This is a genomic window from Paenibacillus sp. JT31N17 (genome assembly GCF_056269255.1).
On sequence record NZ_JBWDNP010000003.1, the window covers coordinates 77,063 to 95,935 of the forward strand.

Here is an 18,873-nt window from a genome sequence, read left to right on the forward strand (position 1 = left end):
AGGATTCTTATCCGCCCTGAAGTATGGGGCTGCGAAGAGAATCCTTGCTCTACATAGGTCACAGCACCAGGCCGAAGGCATTCATGCGCCTTAAGGTGAGGCCACCTGAATAGCGGAGGGGAAGCGTATATGAAAGAAATTTCGGCAGGAGGCGTTGTATTTCGCCGTATTGACGGCGGGCTGCAAATCCAATTAATTCAGGACCGTTACGGCAAAATCTCGCTTCCCAAGGGAAAAATGGAGCCTGGTGAGACAGTCGAACAAACGGCTCTGCGTGAAATCGTAGAGGAAACGGGAATGGAAGGCGTTATAGTCGCTCCTATCGACCAAATTAAGTATAAGTACAATCACGAGACGAAAGGCTCTGTCGATAAAGAGGTGCATTATTACCTCGTTGAAGCGGTAGGAGGCAAGCTGCAGGCCCAGGTGGAGGAAATCCGCGGGGTTGAATGGTTTGAGCCTTCCGAGGCCTGGCGCCGTCAGCGCCAATCAGGCTATAACAACAATGATCGTATATTGTCGGGAGCGCTTAAGCTGCTCGGCCTGGAGGTGCGCGGAAATGGTTGAAGTTTGGACGCCGGATTCATCGCTGGCCCGTTTTATTGATCACACCCTGCTGAAGCCATCCGCTTCGGAACAGGATATTCTGCAGCTGTGCAAGGAAGCCATCGCCTACAAGTTTTACAGCGTTTGCGTGCATGGATCATGGGTTGCATTTTGCCGGAAGCAGCTTGCCGGAAGCGATGTCGCGATCAGCGCCGTTTGCGGTTTTCCTCTGGGAGCAATGGCGACGAAGGTAAAAGTGTTCGAAGCCGTCAGTGCGGTTGAGGATGGGGCCAGGGAGATCGATATGGTGCTGTCCATCGGAGCAGTCCTTGAGGGGCGCTTGGATAGTGTATCCAGAGATATCGCTGCTGTGGTGAAAGCGGTGGAAAACCGGGCGATCGTCAAAGTTATTCTGGAAACGGGATTTCTGGATGACCGGCAAAAAGTCGAGGCTTCACTTGCAGCCGAAGCTGCCGGCGCCCATTATGTGAAAACCTCGACCGGGTTCGGTCCGGGTGGAGCAACGGAAGCGGATATCAAGCTGATGCGGGCATCCGTTGCAGCCGGAACCGGAGTCAAGGCATCGGGCGGTATCCGTGACAGGGAGACGGCGATCCTGATGCTTCGCAGCGGGGCGAACAGGCTCGGAACGAGTGCGGGAATCGCGATTGTCAGTCCGGAGTCAACCGCTTCAGCGCCGGGTGATAGCAGAGCGGAAGGGCAATCAGGGAGCTCATTATATTAAAAATCGTTTGAGCGTGGGCGATTTGTGACGCCGGGGACGCGCTCATCCAGGCGGATACAGCCTGCAGCTCCGCGACAAACGGGGCGAATAGCGCAGCGCCGCCAACATTCAGGGCGGTATGGGACCATGCGACAAAACGGCCGGATTTGGTGCCGCCAAGCGACGCAAGAAGGGCTGTTACACAGGTGCCCACATTCGCGCCAATTACAACGGCAATCCCGATTTCAACGGGCATCGCGCCAACGGATGTAAGACCCATAATTATACCGATGACGGCGGCGCTGCTGTGCACTGCCGCTGTTAATACGAACCCGGCTGCCAGCCCCCAGAGTACACTGTCCTCCGCGCGGTTCAGAAAAGTGCTGAACAAGCCGCTTGTTTGAACGGCCGGGGCAATGGACTGCATCACGCTGATCCCGATCAGCAGGAGAGCAAAACCGGCTATAATCACGGCGGCGCTACGGACAGGTTGAAACCAGCGATGCCCGGCTGCCCCTCCTGTGTTGGTGGAGTAGTTGGCCGATCGAAACGGCATGAGCTTCATTTCTCCGATCAGCGCCGTCACCAGCCAAAGTCCGCATGCCGCAGCAAGCAGGGGCCAGGCTAGGCGGTTAATGTTCAGTCCGATCAGCTCTGTTGTCAGGCAGGTTCCGATATTGGTGCCAAGAATAATGCCGAGCGTGCGCGGGAAAGTGAGCAGACCGGCATTGACAAGTCCCATCGACATGACTGTGACGGCCGTGCTGCTTTGCAGAACGGCTGTTGCTGCTGTTCCGACGGCAAGACCATGCAGCGGCGTCGCTGTTGATCTCTGCAGCACGAGGTGCAGATGCTTGCCGACCGAGCGCTGGAGAGCGAGCTCCATCGCTTTCATACCCAGCATGAACAAGGCAAAACCAAGCAGCATAGGCGCAATAATGGAGTGAATCATGAAGGCAGAACTCCTTTTACGTTCATATAATTAAAGACCGGCTGTTGTATCGATACATATGCGTAAAAACGGACAACCATGACAAGCAATGACCATTTGAAGGGCGGAAGCAGGATATGAAACACCCCAGAGCAATACTGCTGCGTGATCGCAAAAAAAGAGTAGAGCAGGGACATCCCTGGGTTTATGCCAGTGAAATTGACCGCATGGAAGGCGAGGCTGCTCCCGGGGATTTGGTCGATCTGCACAGCCACCAAGGACGGTATCTGGCCACGGGTTATTGGAATCCCCAGTCGCAAATTACAGTAAGAATTGTTTCCTATCAACCGATTGAAGCCATGGATGAAGATTTTTTCCGCGAACGCTTCGAGCAGTGCGCGCTGCACCGCAGCCGCTTCGTACAGGATCATGATTGCCGCCTTGTTTATGGCGAAGCGGACAGACTGCCGGGGCTGATTGTCGACCGTTTTGGCGATGTGCTGGTGGTGCAGCTGCTGACGCTTGGCATGGATGCCCGGCGGGAAGCCATTACGGCCGCCTTGGCTGCCGTTTTCACGCCGAAGGGGATATATGAGCGCAGCGATGTATCGGTTCGCGCGCTTGAGGGTCTGGAAGAGAGGACAGGAGTCATCTACGGGGAATGCCCGCGCATCGTGGATATCCATGAGAATGGACTGCTGCTTGAGGTGGACATCGTCGAGGGGCAGAAAACCGGCTATTTTTTCGACCAGCGTGAGAACCGCGCATCCATCGCTCCTCTCATGAAGGGTTGGGGATGGCGCAGCGGCATCAAGCTTGAAGAGCGCTCACCCGATGAAGCCTCCGATGACACGGGAGCATTGGCGGAGCTGCAGGAGGGCACACGGGTTCCCGTCAATGCGAACGGTAAAGCCGTTACTTTCCCTTATTGGGACGGGGCCACCGTGCTGGAATGCTTCGCCCATACGGGCAGCTTCACGCTGCATGCCTGTCAATACGGAGCCAAGAAAGTGACATGTCTCGATGTATCCTCCCATGCTATCGAGACTGCCCGCCGCAATACGGCCCGTAATGGCTTCGAGGACCGGGTGGAATTTGTGGTCGCCGATGCCTTCGAATATTTGCGCTCGCAGGTGAAAGGGCTGGAGGAGCGGGCGGAGCGCGGGAGAGCCGGACTTGCGGCTGGCGGTAAAACGCCGGATACTTCCAAGCCGATGGGGAACGCAGGCCGGACATGGGACGTCGTTATTCTCGATCCACCTGCGTTCGCCAAATCCAAGAGCGCCGTTCCGGGAGCGATCCGCGGCTATAAAGATATTAATCTGCACGGGATGAAGCTGGTGAACGAAGGAGGCTACCTCGTGACAGCCAGTTGTTCCTACCATATGCGCCCGGATTTATTTCTCGAGACGGTCCAGTCGGCTGCCGTCGATGCGGGCAAGCAGCTGCGGCTGATCGAATGGCGGGCTGCCGGCAAGGACCACCCCCAAATTCTCGGAGTTAGCGAAGGCCACTATTTAAAGTTCGCTATTTTTGAAGTCCGCAGCCGCTAGACTGCACTCGAATAAGGTCCAAGGTAAGTCGTCTTCTGCAGCGCTGGTCTACGCTGTCTGGGACGGCTTTTTGACTTGGATGCCTCCAGGCAAGACAGGCAGCTGCGGATACGCCTTATCAGGAGGGAATAACTGTCTGAATTTCCGATGCTTTCATAAGATGCATGATTTACCTAATGAATTGCGAACAAATGTTTGCTTTTTTGGGTGAAAACAAGATACAGGTATGATAGAATAATAGAATCGAAACGGCGAAGGGGTGAGCGTATGGCGCTCCGATTGGTAATAGGAAGATCGGGAACCGGCAAGACCCGGTTCTGTCTGAATGAGATACGCAATCAGGTGCTGGAGCAGCCGGGCGGTCCGCCGCTTGTAATGCTTGTGCCGGAGCAGGCTACTTTTCAAACGGAATATGCCCTGCTGGGAGAATCGCAGCTGAGCGGGACGATACGGGCCCAGGTGCTCAGCTTCAGGAGGCTGGCTTTCCGCGTTATGCAGGAGACGGGCGGAACAGCCCTCGTTCCAATCAGCGAGAACGGCAAGAACATGCTGCTGTACAAAATCGTGCATCGGCTTCACGATGAGCTGCAGTTATATCAGGGAAGCGAGTCGCAGCCCGGGTTTATCGAACGGCTTGGCGATCTGATGACGGAATGGAAGCGGTACGGGATAGAACCGGAAGATATTGAAACATTTCTGTCGGAGGGCGATTATGGGAGCAGTAATCAGCTGCTCGGCCGCAAGCTTCACGATCTGAGGCTGATTGGCGGGCAGCTGGTCAAGGAACTGACAGGTTTGTACATAGATGCTGAAGATTATTTATCCTGGCTGATTCGAGGCTTCCATGAAGCGGCTTCGATGCGCCAGACGCATATATGGGTGGATGGCTTTCACGGCTTTACCCCCAAGGAATTCGAAGCGCTTGAAGCTATGATGCGGCAAGCTGAAGAGATCACAGTAACCCTAACGCTGGACCGGGTATATGGGACCGGGGAACAACCTCATGAGCTGGATATGTTCCGCTCCACTGCCGAGACCTTCCTGAAGCTGCGCGAGCTGGCGCTTGCCAATAATGTTCCTTTGGCAGAACCGGTGGTTCTGAATGACGGGACGCCCTGGCGTTACCGCGGCAGTCCGATGCTGGCGCATCTGGAAGGGCATTACAATGACCGCGCTCCGCTCAGGCTCACGCAGGAGCAGCTGGATGGCGGCGGGCTGACGCTTCACAGCGCCGTTCACCGGCGCGCCGAGGTGGAGGCTGTGGCGCGCGACATTGTCCGCAAAACGCAGGACGAAGGGCTCCGCTACAGGGATCTTGCCGTCATGGTGCGAAATGCGCCGGATTATAATGATTACATAACGGCTGTGTTTGCCGATTACGAAATCCCTTATTTTCTTGACCAAAAGGATGCCGCGCTGCATCATCCTCTAGTGGAATTTATTCGCTCCGCTCTGGAAATTGCCGCTCATGGCTGGAGATACGAGGCGGTATTCCGCTGCATCAAAACGGAGCTTCTCATGCCTGACGACGGTAGTCTAACACGGGAATCCTTCGACATTCTGGAGAACTACGCTCTGGCTGCCGGCATTGACGGTAACCGCTGGTTGACCCGCAGCCAGTGGAAGCCCTTGATGAGAGACACGCTTGATGGCGATCCTGCGGAGGCCCGTGAACCGGATATCCGCCTGCTGGAGGCTGTTCTTGCCGCGCGGGAAGCCGTAGTGACGCCGCTCCACAAGTTTACAAGGTCTCTGAAGAAGGCGGGCAGCGTCAGGCAGATGTGCGAGGCCTTGTATCAGCTTCTTATGGGAATTGATGCTCCCGACCAACTGGAGCGCTGGAGCCGCAAAGCGGCGGCTGAAGGGAAAACCCAAATTGCCCGTGAGCACCGGCAGCTGTGGGACGGGGTTATGAATATACTGGATCAGCTGACAGAGATGACCGGAGACGAGTCTATGAAGGTCCCCCTGTTCGCGGGTATGGTGGAAACAGGTCTTGAGAGTCTCAAGCTTGCTGCAGTCCCGCCGGCGCTGGATCAGGTGCTGGTTGGGAATATAGACCGTACCCGTTCGGGAAGGGTGCGCGGCTGCTATGTGCTGGGAGCAAACGATGGAGTTATGCCGCAGAGAATTCAGGAGGATGGCGTTCTTACTGAGCAGGAACGGGAAACGTTGGGTAGCGGAGGGCTTCAGATGGCGCCGGGAGTCCGCAGGAGGCTGCTTGACGAGCGTTTTCTGATTTACAACGCATTAACAACCGCAAGCCGTTATTTGTGGATCAGCTGGCCGGTAGCGGATGAAGAAGGAAAAAGTCTTCATCCTTCCGAAATTATGCGCCATATGAAGCAGCTTTTTCCAGGGATACAGGAGAAGGGGATAGCCGCCGAGCCTGCTGCCGGGATGGAAGAGGAGGAGCAGCTGTCTTTTATTTCCCATCCGGAGCGGACGCTCTCATATGTCATCAATCAGCTGCGCGCATGGCGTCAAGGTACGGACATCGCACCGGCATGGTGGGAAGCCTTCAACTGGTTTGCTGTCCGGCCACGCTGGCAGGATAAGCTGGGACGGCTTGTGCGTTCGCTGGAATATACGAATTTCGTGCCTTCCCTGTCGCTGGCCACCGCCGATCAGCTGTATGGAACATTGCTCAAGGGCAGTGTGTCCAGAATGGAACGGTTTGTTTCCTGTCCGTTCCAGCATTTTGCCATCCACGGGCTAAGGCTGCGTGAGAGGGAGCTGTTCCAGCTTGGAGCGCCGGATATCGGGCAGCTGTTCCACGCTGCCCTGAGCAGGCTTGCACTCTCGCTTGGGGAGAGATGGGGCATGCTCGGCGCGGAGCAAATCCGGGCTGAGTCCGCCATCGTTGTTGAAGAGCTGGCAATGCGTCTGCAGTCGCAGATTCTGCTGAGCAGCAGCCGGCACCGTTATGTCGCGCGCAAATTAAAAGATATAGTCGGCCAAGCCGCCGTTATTCTGGGTGAGCATGCGCGACGTGCGCAGTTCCAGCCGGTTGGGCTCGAAATTGACTTTGGCCCGGATGGTCCCCTGCCTCCGGTAACGATTCCGCTTGCCAATGGCCGCATGCTTCAGATGTCCGGCCGGATTGACCGTGTTGATGCGGCCCAAACCGATGAAGGTCTGCTGCTGCGCGTGATTGACTACAAGTCAGGCGCTACGCAGCTGCGCCTCGAGGAGGTCGCTTACGGGCTGGCGCTGCAAATGCTGACCTATCTGGATGTCCTGCTCAGCGCTGCGCCGGAGTGGCTGGGGCAGCCGGCCAAGCCCGCAGGCGTGCTTTATTTTCATGTGCATAATCCGCTTATATCGTCCTCCAATGTGCTCAGCAGCCATAAGGCCGGCGCAGAACGTCTGAAGCGGTTCAAGCTCAAGGGTCTGGTGCTGGCGGATGAAACAACGGCCAGAATGATGGACGGCGCGCTGGAGTCCGGCTATTCGGAGCTGCTTCCTGTGGCGATCAAGCGGGACGGCGGTTTTTACAGCAGCTCTTCAGTCGTTTCGCATGAACAGTGGGATACGCTGCGGCATTCCGTACGCAGGACACTGCGCCGGATCGGAGACCGGATCTCCGCCGGCGATGTGGCGATTGCGCCCTACCGGCTTGGCGCCAAGACGCCTTGTCAATTTTGTGCCTACAAACCGGTTTGCCAATTTGATCCGCTTATTGAAGGCAATGCCTTCTCCAAGCTGCTCAAACCGGGAAAGGAAGAGGTCTGGCAGCTGCTTGCCGCAGCTGAAGAGGCAGATAGCCCTCACGGCTTGGATCTGATTCAGGTACTGAATAAGAACGGTTTTACTGATAGGGATGCGAAAGGGGGACAAGGGTAGTGGCTGGATTAACCGTGCCAGGAAAGCCTGAGGGCAGCATCTGGACAGATGACCAATGGAAGGCGATTGTAACCGGAGGCTCCAATGTCCTTGTGGCTGCAGCTGCAGGATCAGGTAAAACGGCAGTGCTTGTGGAGCGGATTATCCGCAAGATTTCGGATGATACCGATGTCGACCGGCTGTTAGTTGCCACTTTTACAAAAGCGGCTGCGGCCGAGATGAAGGAGCGTATCCGGATGGCGCTTGAGAAGGAGCTGGAGCGGCAGCCGGGCTCCGATCATTTGAAGCGCCAGCTTGCGCTGATGAGCCGGGCTTCGATTACAACGCTGCACTCCTTCTGTCTGGATGCGATTCGCCGATATTATCCGCTTATCGGTCTTGACCCCGGATTTCGCATCGCCAATGAAACAGAGGCGGAGCTGCTGCGGATGGATGTATTGGACTCCATCTTCGAAGAGAACTATCTGCAGGCCGAGGAAAGCGAGAGCGAGTTTCTGCGGCTGGTGGACCGGTTTGGGGGCGAGCGCGGCGATGAGCCGCTCTATGCGCTGGTACTCCAGCTGTACAATTTCGGGCACAGCCACCCCTGGCCGGAAGTATGGCTAAGAGAGACGGCTGCGGCATTCCAGGTAGCGGATGCGGCCGAGCTTGGACGAAGCGAATGGGTCAGCAGCATCGCAAGTGTTGTTGTCCTGGCGCTGGAGGGAGCCGGGAGCCTGCTTCAGCAAGCGCTGGATTTGACACGGCTTCCCATGGGCCCTGATCATTATGCGGCTACCCTTGAGGATGATCTGGCGCTTGTCCGCAATTTAACCTCTCATACCCGAGAGCTTCCGTGGGAGCAGTGGTATGAGGTATTCGCTGAGGTTGGCTTCGGCAAGTTAAAGAGCCGGCGTGGCGATGACTTCGACAAGGGTCTTCAGGAACAGGTCAAGGAGATCCGGGACATGGCCAAATCGATTATTTCGGACATGACCGACCAGCTGTTTGTGCGCTCCGCGGATGATTTTGCAGCTGAGCTGCGGGAGCTTGCGCCGGTTATGCATACGTTGGCCGAGCTTGTGATTGACTTCGGCAGCCGGTTTGAGGAAGCGAAGCGCGAGAAGGGGCTGATCGATTTCGGGGATATGGAGCATTACTGCCTGCGTATTCTCCGTGATCCCGCCTCTACGCCCGAGCTGTCCGTCCCTTCGGCGGCAGCCCTTGAATATCAGCGTCAGTTCGATGAAATTCTGCTGGATGAATATCAGGACACCAATATGGTGCAGGAAGCCATCGTTTCTCTGCTGGCGCGGCCCGGAGCGGGCAACCGGTTCATGGTGGGTGATGTGAAGCAGAGCATTTACCGGTTCCGTCTGGCGGAGCCGAATCTCTTCCTGCAGAAGTATAAATCCTATTCATCCTCGATTGTTGAAGAAACGGGCTCGGATGCTGCCGCCGGTGTCCGGATTGACCTGGCACGAAATTTCCGCAGCAGGTCTGAGGTTGTGGAGGGAGTGAACGGTGTTTTTCGGTCCATCATGCGCGAAAAAGTCGCGGAAATGGACTATGACGAGCGGGCTGAGCTTGTTTGCGGGGCGGATTATCCGCCTGCAGCTGAAGGCGGCCCGGCTGAGCGCTACGATGTTGAATTCGCGCTGATCGACAAGGGGGGAGGCAGCGGTGTCAAGGATGGCGAGCCTGCATTCGCCGGTGACGAGAGCGAAGACGGGCCAGACTCTCCTTCGCCATCCGGTGAAGAGGCGCTTGATCTGCAAACCGTCCAGCTCGAGGCCCGCTACATTGCGGCCCAAATCGCCAAGCTCAAGGGACTTGATTCCGCGCTTGGAGACCGTGAAGCCCCATTTGAAGTTTATGACGGGAAACGCCGGCGGAAGCGTACGCTGGCCTGGCGTGATATTGTCATTCTCCTGCGCGCGGACAAGCAGTGGGCGCCGGTAATTATTGAGGAGCTGCAGTCCAGCGGCATACCGGCATATGCGGAACTAAGCACGGGATATTTTGAGGCGACGGAAGTCGAGACCATCCTCTCGCTGCTGCGCGTTATCGATAATCCGTATCAGGATATACCGCTTGCCGGAGCGCTTCGCTCTCCCATATTTGGTCTGACAGCCGAGGAATTGGCGCAAATCCGCATTATCGGAGGGCGCGCCTCCTATTATGATGCCGTAAAAAAAGCAGCCGGCGCTTCGCTCATTGAAGAAACGACCCGCATCAAGCTGGCCGATTTTCTCACGCGTCTGGAGCGCTGGCGGGAAGAATCCAGGCGGGGGGCGCTGGCCGAGCTGCTGTGGAATATCTTCCGGGAGACGGGTTATTACGATCTGGTTGGCGGAATGCCCGGGGGTGTGCAGCGGCAGGCCAATTTGCGGGCTCTGCATGACAGGACGCGGCAATATGAGGCCACAACTTTAAGGGGGTTATTCCGTTTCCTGCGTTTTATCGACCGGATGCGGGAGAACGGGGGCGATTTGGGTACGGCCCGGGCCATTGGCGAGCAGGAGGATGTTGTCCGGATCATGTCCATTCACAAAAGCAAGGGACTGGAATTCCCCGTCGTCTTTGTCGCAGGACTTGGCAAGCTGTTTAACCGGCAGGACCTGAACGGAACGTTTCTGATGCATAAGCAGCTTGGCTTCGGGCCGCGCTTTATTGATACGGAACTCCGGGTGAGCTATCCCACGCTTCCCTATCTGGCAATCCGGGAGCGGATGCGGATGGAGACGCTGGCCGAGGAAATGCGCATTCTGTACGTAGCGCTTACCCGTCCCAAGGAGAAAATGTTCCTGATCGGTACGGTATCCGATGCTGCCAAGCAGCTGTCGCGCTGGCAGTCTTCGCTTGATGGGGAAGGGCGGATTCCGGATTACCGCCTTTCGCAGGCCAAAAGATTCATAGATTGGCTCGGACCGTTGGCCGTGCAGGAGGGGATTCCCATTACGGTCGAGGTGGCTGGTGATGCTTCTCCTTATACGGTTATGGACGTAATCAACGAAGTGGAAGAGCGGTCGGAGCTTGGATTGGATGCTGAAGCGGACTCCGGTGAATCCGCGGCTAGCTATACGGTAGAGCAGACGAGCCGGGCAACAGGCAGAGCCTGGAGGACAGGCATTGTCCCTGCGGCCTTGTTCGGGCTGGAAGCAGCCGCAGCCGTAGAGACGGATGTAGCGTCAGAAGCGGAATTCGCAGAGCGGATGCAGGCCGTCCAGGCGCTTGTACCGATTCCGGAATCGCCTGCGGCAGCGGCCGAAATCGAGCGCCGTCTGGCAAGGAGCTACCCGCACTATGCCGCAACCGTGATTGCTGCCAAAACATCGGTTACCGAGATGAAGAGGATGCATGCTGAAGCGGCGGCAGATGAGAATGCCGCTGTCGTACTGCTGCCTGAGGAGGCTGGATTACCTCCGGCCGCGGAAGCTTCCACTCTGTGGAACGTTGGGGCTTCGGAACTGTCCGGCGCTCCGGCGGAGAAGGACGATCACGGGCAGGATGCTCCATTGGCAGCAGACGAACGAGCTGCTTCACGTGGCAGGGAGTTTACGGCCCGGACGGCAGAAAATTTCTCAGGCGGGGAATATACCTTCCGGCTGCGCCGGCCCAAATTCATGGAGGAGAAGGCGTTGACCGCCGCGGAGCGCGGGACGGTCAGTCATTTGGTCATGCAGCATATTCCCCTTGATGCAGCGGTGGATGAAGGCATTATCCGGGATACCATCGCGGTTCTGCAGGAAAAGAGCATGCTTTCGGCCGAGCAGGCAAGTGCTGTTGATACGGCCCAGGTTGCCGCATTCTTTGCAAGCGAAATCGGTCAAAGGCTGCTTGCGGCAAGCTGGGTCCGCCGGGAAACGCCTTTCAGCTGTACATTTCCGGCTTCCCGCATCTATCATCGCGAAGCGGGAGCTGTTGGCGATGAGCCGATTCTGATTCAGGGGATCGTCGATTGTATGTTTGATGACGGGAATGGGCTTGTTCTCCTCGATTACAAAACCGACAAAATTTATATGAAGCAGTGGAGCGCTGCCGCTGAGAGGCATCGTTTCCAGCTGTCGCTCTATGCGGAAGCGATCAGCCGAATTCTTGACAGGCCTGTCATGGCCTGTTATGTGTTTTTCTTTGACGGGGGACAGGCGGTACAGCTGTTTTAACATGGAGAGGAAGGAGGAATTATACCATGCGTATTTTACATACCGCCGATTGGCACTTTGGACGCTCGCTGGAAGGACGCAGCCGACTGGATGAACAGGCGGCATTCGTGGATGAGCTGGCTGCCCTCGTCAGAGCGGAAGATATTGATCTTGTCCTGCTTGCCGGGGATGTGTACGATTCAGTCAATCCGCCGGCAGCGGCCGAGCAGCTGTTTTATGAGGCGCTGTCCAGGCTTGCGGACGGGGGCAGCAGAACGGTTGCTGTTATCGCCGGCAATCACGATCACCCGGAGCGGGTAGCGGCTTCTTCACCGCTTGCCGCCCGCAGCGGCATCAGGCTAGTCGGCCTGCCCTCGGACCGGCCGCTTGCGGTCGATGTTGCCCGTACGGGAGAGAGGGCTGTTATCGCTGCTCTTCCTTACCCTTCGGAATCGCGTTTGAGAGAGCTGCTCAGCGAGGAAACGGATGAAGCGCTGCTGCGCACCGCTTATTCGGAGCGGGTGGGACGGCTCATGAGGAAATTAGGGGAGAGCTTCATGCCGGACACTGTCAATTTGGCGATGAGCCATATTTATGTGCTAGGCGGCTTGGAGACGGATTCGGAGAGACCGATTCAAATCGGCGGCGCCTATACCGTCGATCCCTCGTCGCTGCGGGTCGGCGCCCAGTATGTGGCGCTTGGCCATCTGCACCGCCCGCAGCGGGTTGACGGCGACGAGACGATGCGCTACAGCGGATCTCCTCTGGCATACAGCTTCTCGGAGGCCGGGCAGGCCAAGTCGGTCATGATCTTCGACGCATCTCCGGGCAAAGAGATTGAACCGCAGGAGATGCTGCTCAGCAGCGGACGTCCGCTCGTAAACTGGACGGCGAAGGGCGGCTTGTCCGATGTGCATGGATGGCTGGAAGAGGGCCGGGATGCGCGGGCTTGGATCAATCTGGACATTTGGATGAAGGAAGCGATGACGGCTGCCGACATCCAGCAGCTGCGCCGCCTGCATGACGGGCTTATACATATTCGTCCGATTTATCCCGAAATGGTGTCTTCTTCGGAAGGAGACGCCCGCTTGCGCGAGCAGCTGCCGGCAGAGGAGCTGTTCCGGCGTTTTTTTGCCCGCCAGAGCGCAGGTGCCCAGCCGGATGCGGAGACGGTAAGGCTGTTTCTGGAGCTGGTGGCAGAGAACGATGATCCATCCACGAGAGCGGATGCCGAGGCTGCAGCGGGGCGGGCAGAATGGGAGGATGAAGGATGAAACCGATAGGGCTTCGATTAAGCGGACTTCAGAGCTACCGCCAAACGCAGGTTGTCGACTTCGAGCGTCTGTGCGAAGCAGGGGTATTCGGGATATTTGGCTCGACAGGAAGCGGCAAATCGAGCATTCTCGATGCGGTCACATTAGCTTTGTACGGCAAGGTTGAACGGGCGGCTAACGGTACCCAGGGCATTTTGAATCAGGAGGAGAAGCAGCTTTCCGTTGCTTTTACCTTCGAGCTTGCCGGCGGGGGAGAGAAAAAACGCTACCGCGTGGAAAGGCAGTTCAAGCGGAGCGGGGATGTTTCGGTGAGCAGTACGCTGAGCCGTTTTGTAGAGATCACGGAAGCCGGAGATATCGTGATTGCCGATAAGCTGGCTGATGTTACGCGCTGCGTAGAGGAGCGCATCGGCCTCAACATGCAGGATTTTACCCGCGCCGTTGTTCTGCCGCAGGGCAAATTCGCTGAATTTCTGTCGCTTGCCGGGAAGGACCGGCGATCCATGCTGCAGCGGCTGTTCCGCCTGGAGCGGTTCGGCGACGGGCTGTCGCTGAAGCTGAGCCAACGGATGAAAGTGGCGGAGACCGCGCTGGGAGAAGCCGCAGCCGAGCAGCTGGGGCTGGGCGATGCATCTGCCGCTGCAGTATCTGCGGCAGCGGAGCGTCACCGCGAAGCGGCCGCGGCGGCTGCGGCGGCGCGGCTGGCGCTTGCCGAAGCGGAGCGGCTCTATGCGGAGCGGCTGCATGTACGCGAGCGCGTGGAGGCGCTGCGCGCGAAGGAGGCGCAGCAGGCGCAGCTGCTGGCCGATGCGCCGCGCATTGCGGGGCTCGAGCGCGAGCTGCAGCGCCTGGCGGCGGCGGAGCGGCTGATGCCCGCGCTCGCAGCCGCGGAAGCGGCCGAAGCGGCGCTTCGCGCCGCCGCTTCGCGCCGCGAAGCCGCCGGGCTGGCGTATGCCGCCCGGCTCGCAGAGGCGGCGTCGGCCGCCGCCGCATGGACCGCGGCGGCCGACGCCGCAGAGGCTTCCGAGCCGCGCCTTGCGCTGCGGCTCGATCAGCTCGCGCAAGCGCAGCGGCTTGAAGACGAAGCCGCCGCGCTTGCGGCAAGCATCGCCGCCGGCGAGCGCCGCTGTGCGGACGCCGCAGAGCGGCAGCGCAGCTTTGGCGAGCAGGCCGCCAAAGCGCAGGACAAGCTCGGCCGAGCCGTTGCAAAGCAGAGCGAGCTCAAGGCCGAGCTCCGGGCCGCCGAGCTTACTGCCGCCGAGCGCGAGCAGCGCGGAGCGCTGGCTAAGCGGCTGCAGCAGCTGGACGCGCTGCGCGAACAGCAGGAAGCGGCGCAGCAGGAAGCCGCTTCAGCCGCCCGTCAGCTTGCCGAAGCGCAAGCTTCGCTGGCGGCTGCAGAAGCGGAACAAGCGGAGGCAGCAGCCGTCTTGAACGACCGCCTCTCCGCGCTGAGCCCGATGCTCGCCGGGCTGCGACAGCTTGCTTCACAGCTGCAGCTGCTCAGCGACAGGCTCCCAGGCTGGATTCTTCGCGTCCGCCAGGAGCAGTCGGAGCAGCGGAGGCAGCAGCTTGCCGCGCAGCTTGCTGAAGAATTGAAAGAGGGGGAAGCCTGTCCGGTATGCGGCTCCTGCGATCATCCGTCCCTGCACGGCATAAGGGAAACTGCCGTCTCCAACAATTCCCAAGGGGATGCTGCTCCTTGGGAAGACCTGCAGCAGCGGGTGCAGATACAGCTGATGCGCGTCACGCCGCTGCTTGGCAAAGTGGAGTCCGCCCAGGAGCGCCTGCTGGAGCTTGGCTCACAGTCTTCCGTTAACGATCGGCCAGAAGCGGGGGCGCATCATTCGTTAGTCCGGAATTTATCCATGCTGGAGGCGGCGGTTTCAGTCGACCGAGCCGAGACGATGCCCGATTCCCGGAAGCCGGAGCTAACCAGCGAGGATGCCCTGGATATCATGCAGAGGGCTTTGAGCGATGCTGCTGAGACATACGCTTTGCATAGCAGCGGATTTTCATCGATTGAACCCGGACTTGGCGCAGCACGCTCCCGATTCAGCGACAGCCAGCGCCGCTGCGGTCTGGAGGCTGGAGAGCTGGGATCGCGTGCCAGAATCGATCAGACAGCCAGGGACAAAGCAAGCGAACGCGCTGATCTCATGAACCGGGAGCTGGCTTTGTGGCAGGGGCAGTTTGGCAGCGATCTGCTTCCGGAGCAGGCTCACGCCGTTCTGGACAACTACGAGCGCAGGGATAATGCCGCTCATGAGCTGCGCAGCAGAGTGGAGCGGAGCGTCGAGTTTATCGATGCGACAACCAGACAGATCGCCGAAGATGAGAAGCAGGCCGGAGCCGCCCAACTGGAGCTTGTGGAACAAAAAGCGAAGCTTGGGCATCTGTCTCAACAGTTGGAGAGAATTCAGACCCAGCTCAAGGAGTGGACAGGAGGGCGGGCCGCCGCGGCACTTATTGCGGAGGCTGAGCGGGAGCTAGCGGATGTCCGCAGCTTGCTCAGGAAAAGCAAGGAGAAGCATGAAGCAGCACAGGCTGCGCTGCAAGCTGCTGCGGAGCAGAGAAGCGCCTCAACCGAAGGGGAAAACTCCGCCATCAAACGCCGTCAGGAAACCGAAGAGATTTGGGGACTTGCGCTTGCGCAATCCCCGTTCGATACGGCCGAAGAGGCGGCTTCCCTCAAGCCGCTGCTGGGTCAGCAGAATAGCCTTGCGGAACAGATTGCCCGTTTCCGGGAATCCGAGCAGCAGCTTGCCGCCCAGACCGGGCTGCTGCGGGATCAACTGCAGGGCCGCAGTATTACAGAAGAGGAATGGGAGCAGTGCGCTGCCGCGCTCCAGCAGGCCCGCGTCAACAACGAGGCCACGCTGCAGCTGACAGCGAAGGCAGAGCGTGACTGGGACGAGCTGAAAGCCAAGCAGGAGCGCTGGCAGCAGCTGGAGGTCAGGCGCGCCGGGATGGACCTTCTCTGCGGGCGGTTGAAATCGCTGCAAACCCTGTTTCGCGGCAATACCTTTGTGGAATATGTGGCGGAGGAGCAGCTGGTCCAGGTATGCCGCGCCGCTTCGGAACGTCTAGGCTTCCTCACCAAGCAAAGATATGCGCTCGAGGTTGATTCGGGAGGCGGTTTTGTCATCCGAGATGATGCGAACGGAGGCTTGCGGCGTCCTGTCTCCACCTTGTCCGGCGGCGAAACGTTTCTGGCCTCGCTTGCACTGGCCCTCGCTTTGTCCAGCCAGATTCAGCTTCGCGGCAAATATCCCCTGCAGTTCTTTTTCCTGGATGAGGGCTTCGGCACCTTGGATCCGGAACTGCTGGATACGGTTATTACCGCACTGGAAAAGCTTCATAACGACACGCTCTCTGTCGGCGTGATCAGCCATGTTCCCGAGCTGCGGGCGCGCCTGCCGCGCAGATTGATTGTCACGGCGGCGGATTCATCCGGCCGGGGCAGCAGCGTGGAGCTGGAAACGATGTGACCGCCAGACGGTCATTTAAACCTGCCGGCTGAGCCTATTTCGGCAATAATTGCTCACATTTGCTTCCGGTTTCGACTTGCATTGCAAGCGGGAACATTGTAACGTAAATGAAGATATAGCAGGAATGAACACCCCAAGGCTCTGTGCCGCTGATCAATGTTTGTTTGGAGGAATCTTCGTGGAGGAGCATCAACCGAAACGGCCTATATTCACACCTATTGTCCTTTTAATGCTCGTAGTCAGTCTGATCGGCAACGTTTTTTTCATTACCAAGCTGATACAGCATGACAAAGATGATCGTGTCAGCCGGGGCATGAGCATCATTAATGCCGGCAATCAGGCGAAGCTGCATGTGGATGCCGTTCAAGCGAATGTTCAAAAGCTGCTGGATAATGATGCGACCGACAGCCGGATTTCAACCAAAACGGCTTTGCAGGCTGCCTTCAAGCAGGCTCAAAGCCTGATTATATTGCTGGACCAGGCCGGTGCTGCGAGCAAGCAGCCTTTTACCTTCAAGAACCGAAACGCGCAAACCTTCTTGTCGCAGGTCGAGCAGTCCACCACGATGGTCGGCAATCATGAAGGACCGCTCACCGAAGCGGAACGCAGCTATCTTCAGCAGCTGGAGAGCTGGTATACGCAATTGAAAACAACCATAGCCTCCTTTGATGAGGACACCTTATCGGAAACCTCGGCGCAGACCATTCTGATCGACCCAGAGTGGGTGGATATGAGCAGGAAGCTGCTGGACATTATGAACGAGCCGTCAAGCGTCATGTACCAGTCAGGCAGTTAAAAGATTAAAATTATCGCACCTGCCAGCATCAAAAATCAAAGAGCCTGCATTCCTCGCCAGGAATGCAGGCTCTTTGATTACGCTTTGAACGGTTTCTTCAAATTCGCACCGCGCTCTGGGAGCCGGGCACGGTGCGAAAACCAGCCCTGAATGCTAGAGCTCTCTTACCGTCCCGTCATTTTGTCCGATAATCACCCGATCCGCCATGTGGATAAACAGTCCGTTTATGACCACACCCGGAATTCCGTTGATTTCATCATGAAGCTGCTGCGGCTGTTCAATCGCGCCAAACTGACAATCTATAATATAGTTCCCGTTATCAGTGACGAAGGGCTGGCCGTTCACAGTCCGGAGCTTCAGCGGACAGCCAAATTTGGCAAGCTTTTTCATGGTGAGGGAGCTGCCGAAAACAGTAACCTCCACCGGCAGGGGAAAAGTGCCGAGCCGGTCCACAAGCTTGCTTTCGTCGGCAATAATAATCAGCTTGCGGCTGGATGCGGCTACGATTTTTTCGCGCAGCAGGGCGCCGCCGCCGCCCTTGATGAGATTCAGCTCACCATCAACCTCGTCGGCTCCGTCAATCGTAATATCAATTCCGTCAATCTCTTCAAAAGCGACGAGAGGAATCCCAAGCTCTTGCGCCAATTGCTCGGATTGTCTTGAAGTTGCCACTGCCCGCACAAGAAGGCCTTCCTTGACGCGCTCCCCGATTTTCCGAATGGCCCAGTAAGCCGTTGAGCCTGTACCCAGTCCGACTACCATCCCATCTTTTATATGCGTTACGGCATGCTCTGCGGCGATTCGTTTGCTTTCCATCATCTCACCTGCTATTTCCTGGAATAGGTATACAAATTAAATCCGGTGTATTCTGCGGTGAAGCCAGCTGCAAGCTTGTCCAGGCCTATTTTGCTAATCTCCAGCGAAAACCTTGCGGAGGGCCCTGCCTCTGGTTCTATCTTATATTTTACCCCATTTATATCAATTTTGTTACCGCTTCGATCCAAAAAGGTCCACGGCACATCAGGTACTGCAGGGGAAAGCGCGCCGTTCCCGTGGATTTCGGCGGTATACAAAAATTCCCCTTCTTCTTTCTTAAGCTCGGGTATGGCTTTCATGCTGAAAATCACGGCATCCGCTTCGCTCCGGATCTTCTCCAGCACGAAGAGGGTTTGATGATCGTACCCGACCGGAACGTTCAGCGTCCTCGATTCCTGATCCTGTGTCTTCAGCCACTCCGGTTTGAATTCCAGCCTGGTGGAGTCTGCCGTATTTGCCTGCGTCAACTGATACCCATCCTGTGTCACGATACGGTGGAGCAAGCTGTCATCCCGGTAATAATCGTATACTTTGTAGCCGGCGAACGCCGCTGCCCCAATGAGAAGAATAAACATAATCGTTCGGGTTCGAGCCTTCAATGAATTTCCGCCCTTCATAATAATGCCCTGCTGTTCATGATCCTTTTGCTGCAAGTATACCTCCCAAGTCAATCCTCTGCCAACCCTTGTCACAGAGCTTTCTATTGAGGCGTATATTGCGGTTCATCTGCTGCCGGGAGCTTTACGCTTTGTTATGCTGAATAGTCATCTGCCCA

At 57.4% G+C, this 18,873-nt stretch carries 11 protein-coding genes; 8 read left to right on the top strand and 3 right to left on the bottom strand.

What is annotated here, in order from left to right:
- Positions 1 to 129 precede the first annotated feature (129 nt).
- Entirely contained in the window at positions 130 to 567 is a 438-nt protein-coding gene (locus tag AC0YOB_RS11995; RefSeq protein WP_475793036.1) for an NUDIX hydrolase, read from the top strand.
- On the top strand, positions 560 to 1,291 hold the full coding sequence (gene deoC, locus AC0YOB_RS12000; RefSeq protein WP_475793037.1) for a deoxyribose-phosphate aldolase: 732 nt from the start codon (positions 560 to 562) through the stop codon (positions 1,289 to 1,291). The genes AC0YOB_RS11995 and deoC overlap by 8 nt, the downstream gene beginning before the upstream one ends.
- Here deoC and AC0YOB_RS12005 read toward each other — a convergent pair.
- Entirely contained in the window at positions 1,218 to 2,222 is a 1,005-nt protein-coding gene (locus AC0YOB_RS12005; RefSeq protein ID WP_475793038.1) for a Na/Pi cotransporter family protein, read from the bottom strand. The genes deoC and AC0YOB_RS12005 overlap by 74 nt on opposite strands.
- 116 nt (positions 2,223 to 2,338) lie before the next feature.
- Here AC0YOB_RS12005 and AC0YOB_RS12010 point away from each other — a divergent pair, with 116 nt between their 5' ends.
- From AC0YOB_RS12010 to AC0YOB_RS12035, 6 genes are all read left to right on the top strand, one after another.
- Positions 2,339 to 3,754, top strand: a complete 1,416-nt coding sequence (locus AC0YOB_RS12010) for a class I SAM-dependent rRNA methyltransferase (RefSeq protein WP_475793039.1) — start codon at positions 2,339 to 2,341, stop codon at positions 3,752 to 3,754.
- A 267-nt stretch (positions 3,755 to 4,021) separates the two neighbouring features.
- Positions 4,022 to 7,600: a helicase-exonuclease AddAB subunit AddB gene (addB, locus tag AC0YOB_RS12015; RefSeq protein ID WP_475793040.1), complete on the top strand. Its 3,579-nt coding sequence runs from the start codon at positions 4,022 to 4,024 to the stop codon at positions 7,598 to 7,600.
- Positions 7,600 to 11,745, top strand: a complete 4,146-nt coding sequence (gene addA / locus AC0YOB_RS12020) for a helicase-exonuclease AddAB subunit AddA (RefSeq protein ID WP_475793041.1) — start codon at positions 7,600 to 7,602, stop codon at positions 11,743 to 11,745. Before addB ends, addA begins: the two co-directional genes overlap by 1 nt.
- Before the next feature lie 26 nt (positions 11,746 to 11,771).
- On the top strand, positions 11,772 to 12,998 hold the full coding sequence (locus tag AC0YOB_RS12025; protein WP_475793042.1) for a metallophosphoesterase family protein: 1,227 nt from the start codon (positions 11,772 to 11,774) through the stop codon (positions 12,996 to 12,998).
- Positions 12,995 to 16,486, top strand: coding sequence for an AAA family ATPase (locus AC0YOB_RS12030; protein ID WP_475793043.1), 3,492 nt, complete (start codon positions 12,995 to 12,997; stop codon positions 16,484 to 16,486). The genes AC0YOB_RS12025 and AC0YOB_RS12030 overlap by 4 nt, the downstream gene beginning before the upstream one ends.
- Positions 16,487 to 16,664: 178 nt before the next feature.
- Entirely contained in the window at positions 16,665 to 17,282 is a 618-nt protein-coding gene (locus tag AC0YOB_RS12035; protein ID WP_475793044.1) for a hypothetical protein, read from the top strand.
- Between the two features lie 153 nt (positions 17,283 to 17,435).
- Here the strand turns inward: AC0YOB_RS12035 and rpiA are convergent, their stop codons facing one another.
- Both rpiA and AC0YOB_RS12045 read right to left on the bottom strand, forming a co-directional pair.
- Entirely contained in the window at positions 17,436 to 18,098 is a 663-nt protein-coding gene (gene rpiA / locus AC0YOB_RS12040) for a ribose-5-phosphate isomerase RpiA (protein WP_475793045.1), read from the bottom strand.
- A gap of 11 nt (positions 18,099 to 18,109) precedes the next feature.
- Positions 18,110 to 18,751 (bottom strand): hypothetical protein, encoded by a 642-nt coding sequence (locus tag AC0YOB_RS12045; protein ID WP_475793046.1) that lies wholly within the window; start codon positions 18,749 to 18,751, stop codon positions 18,110 to 18,112.
- Positions 18,752 to 18,873 lie beyond the last annotated feature (122 nt).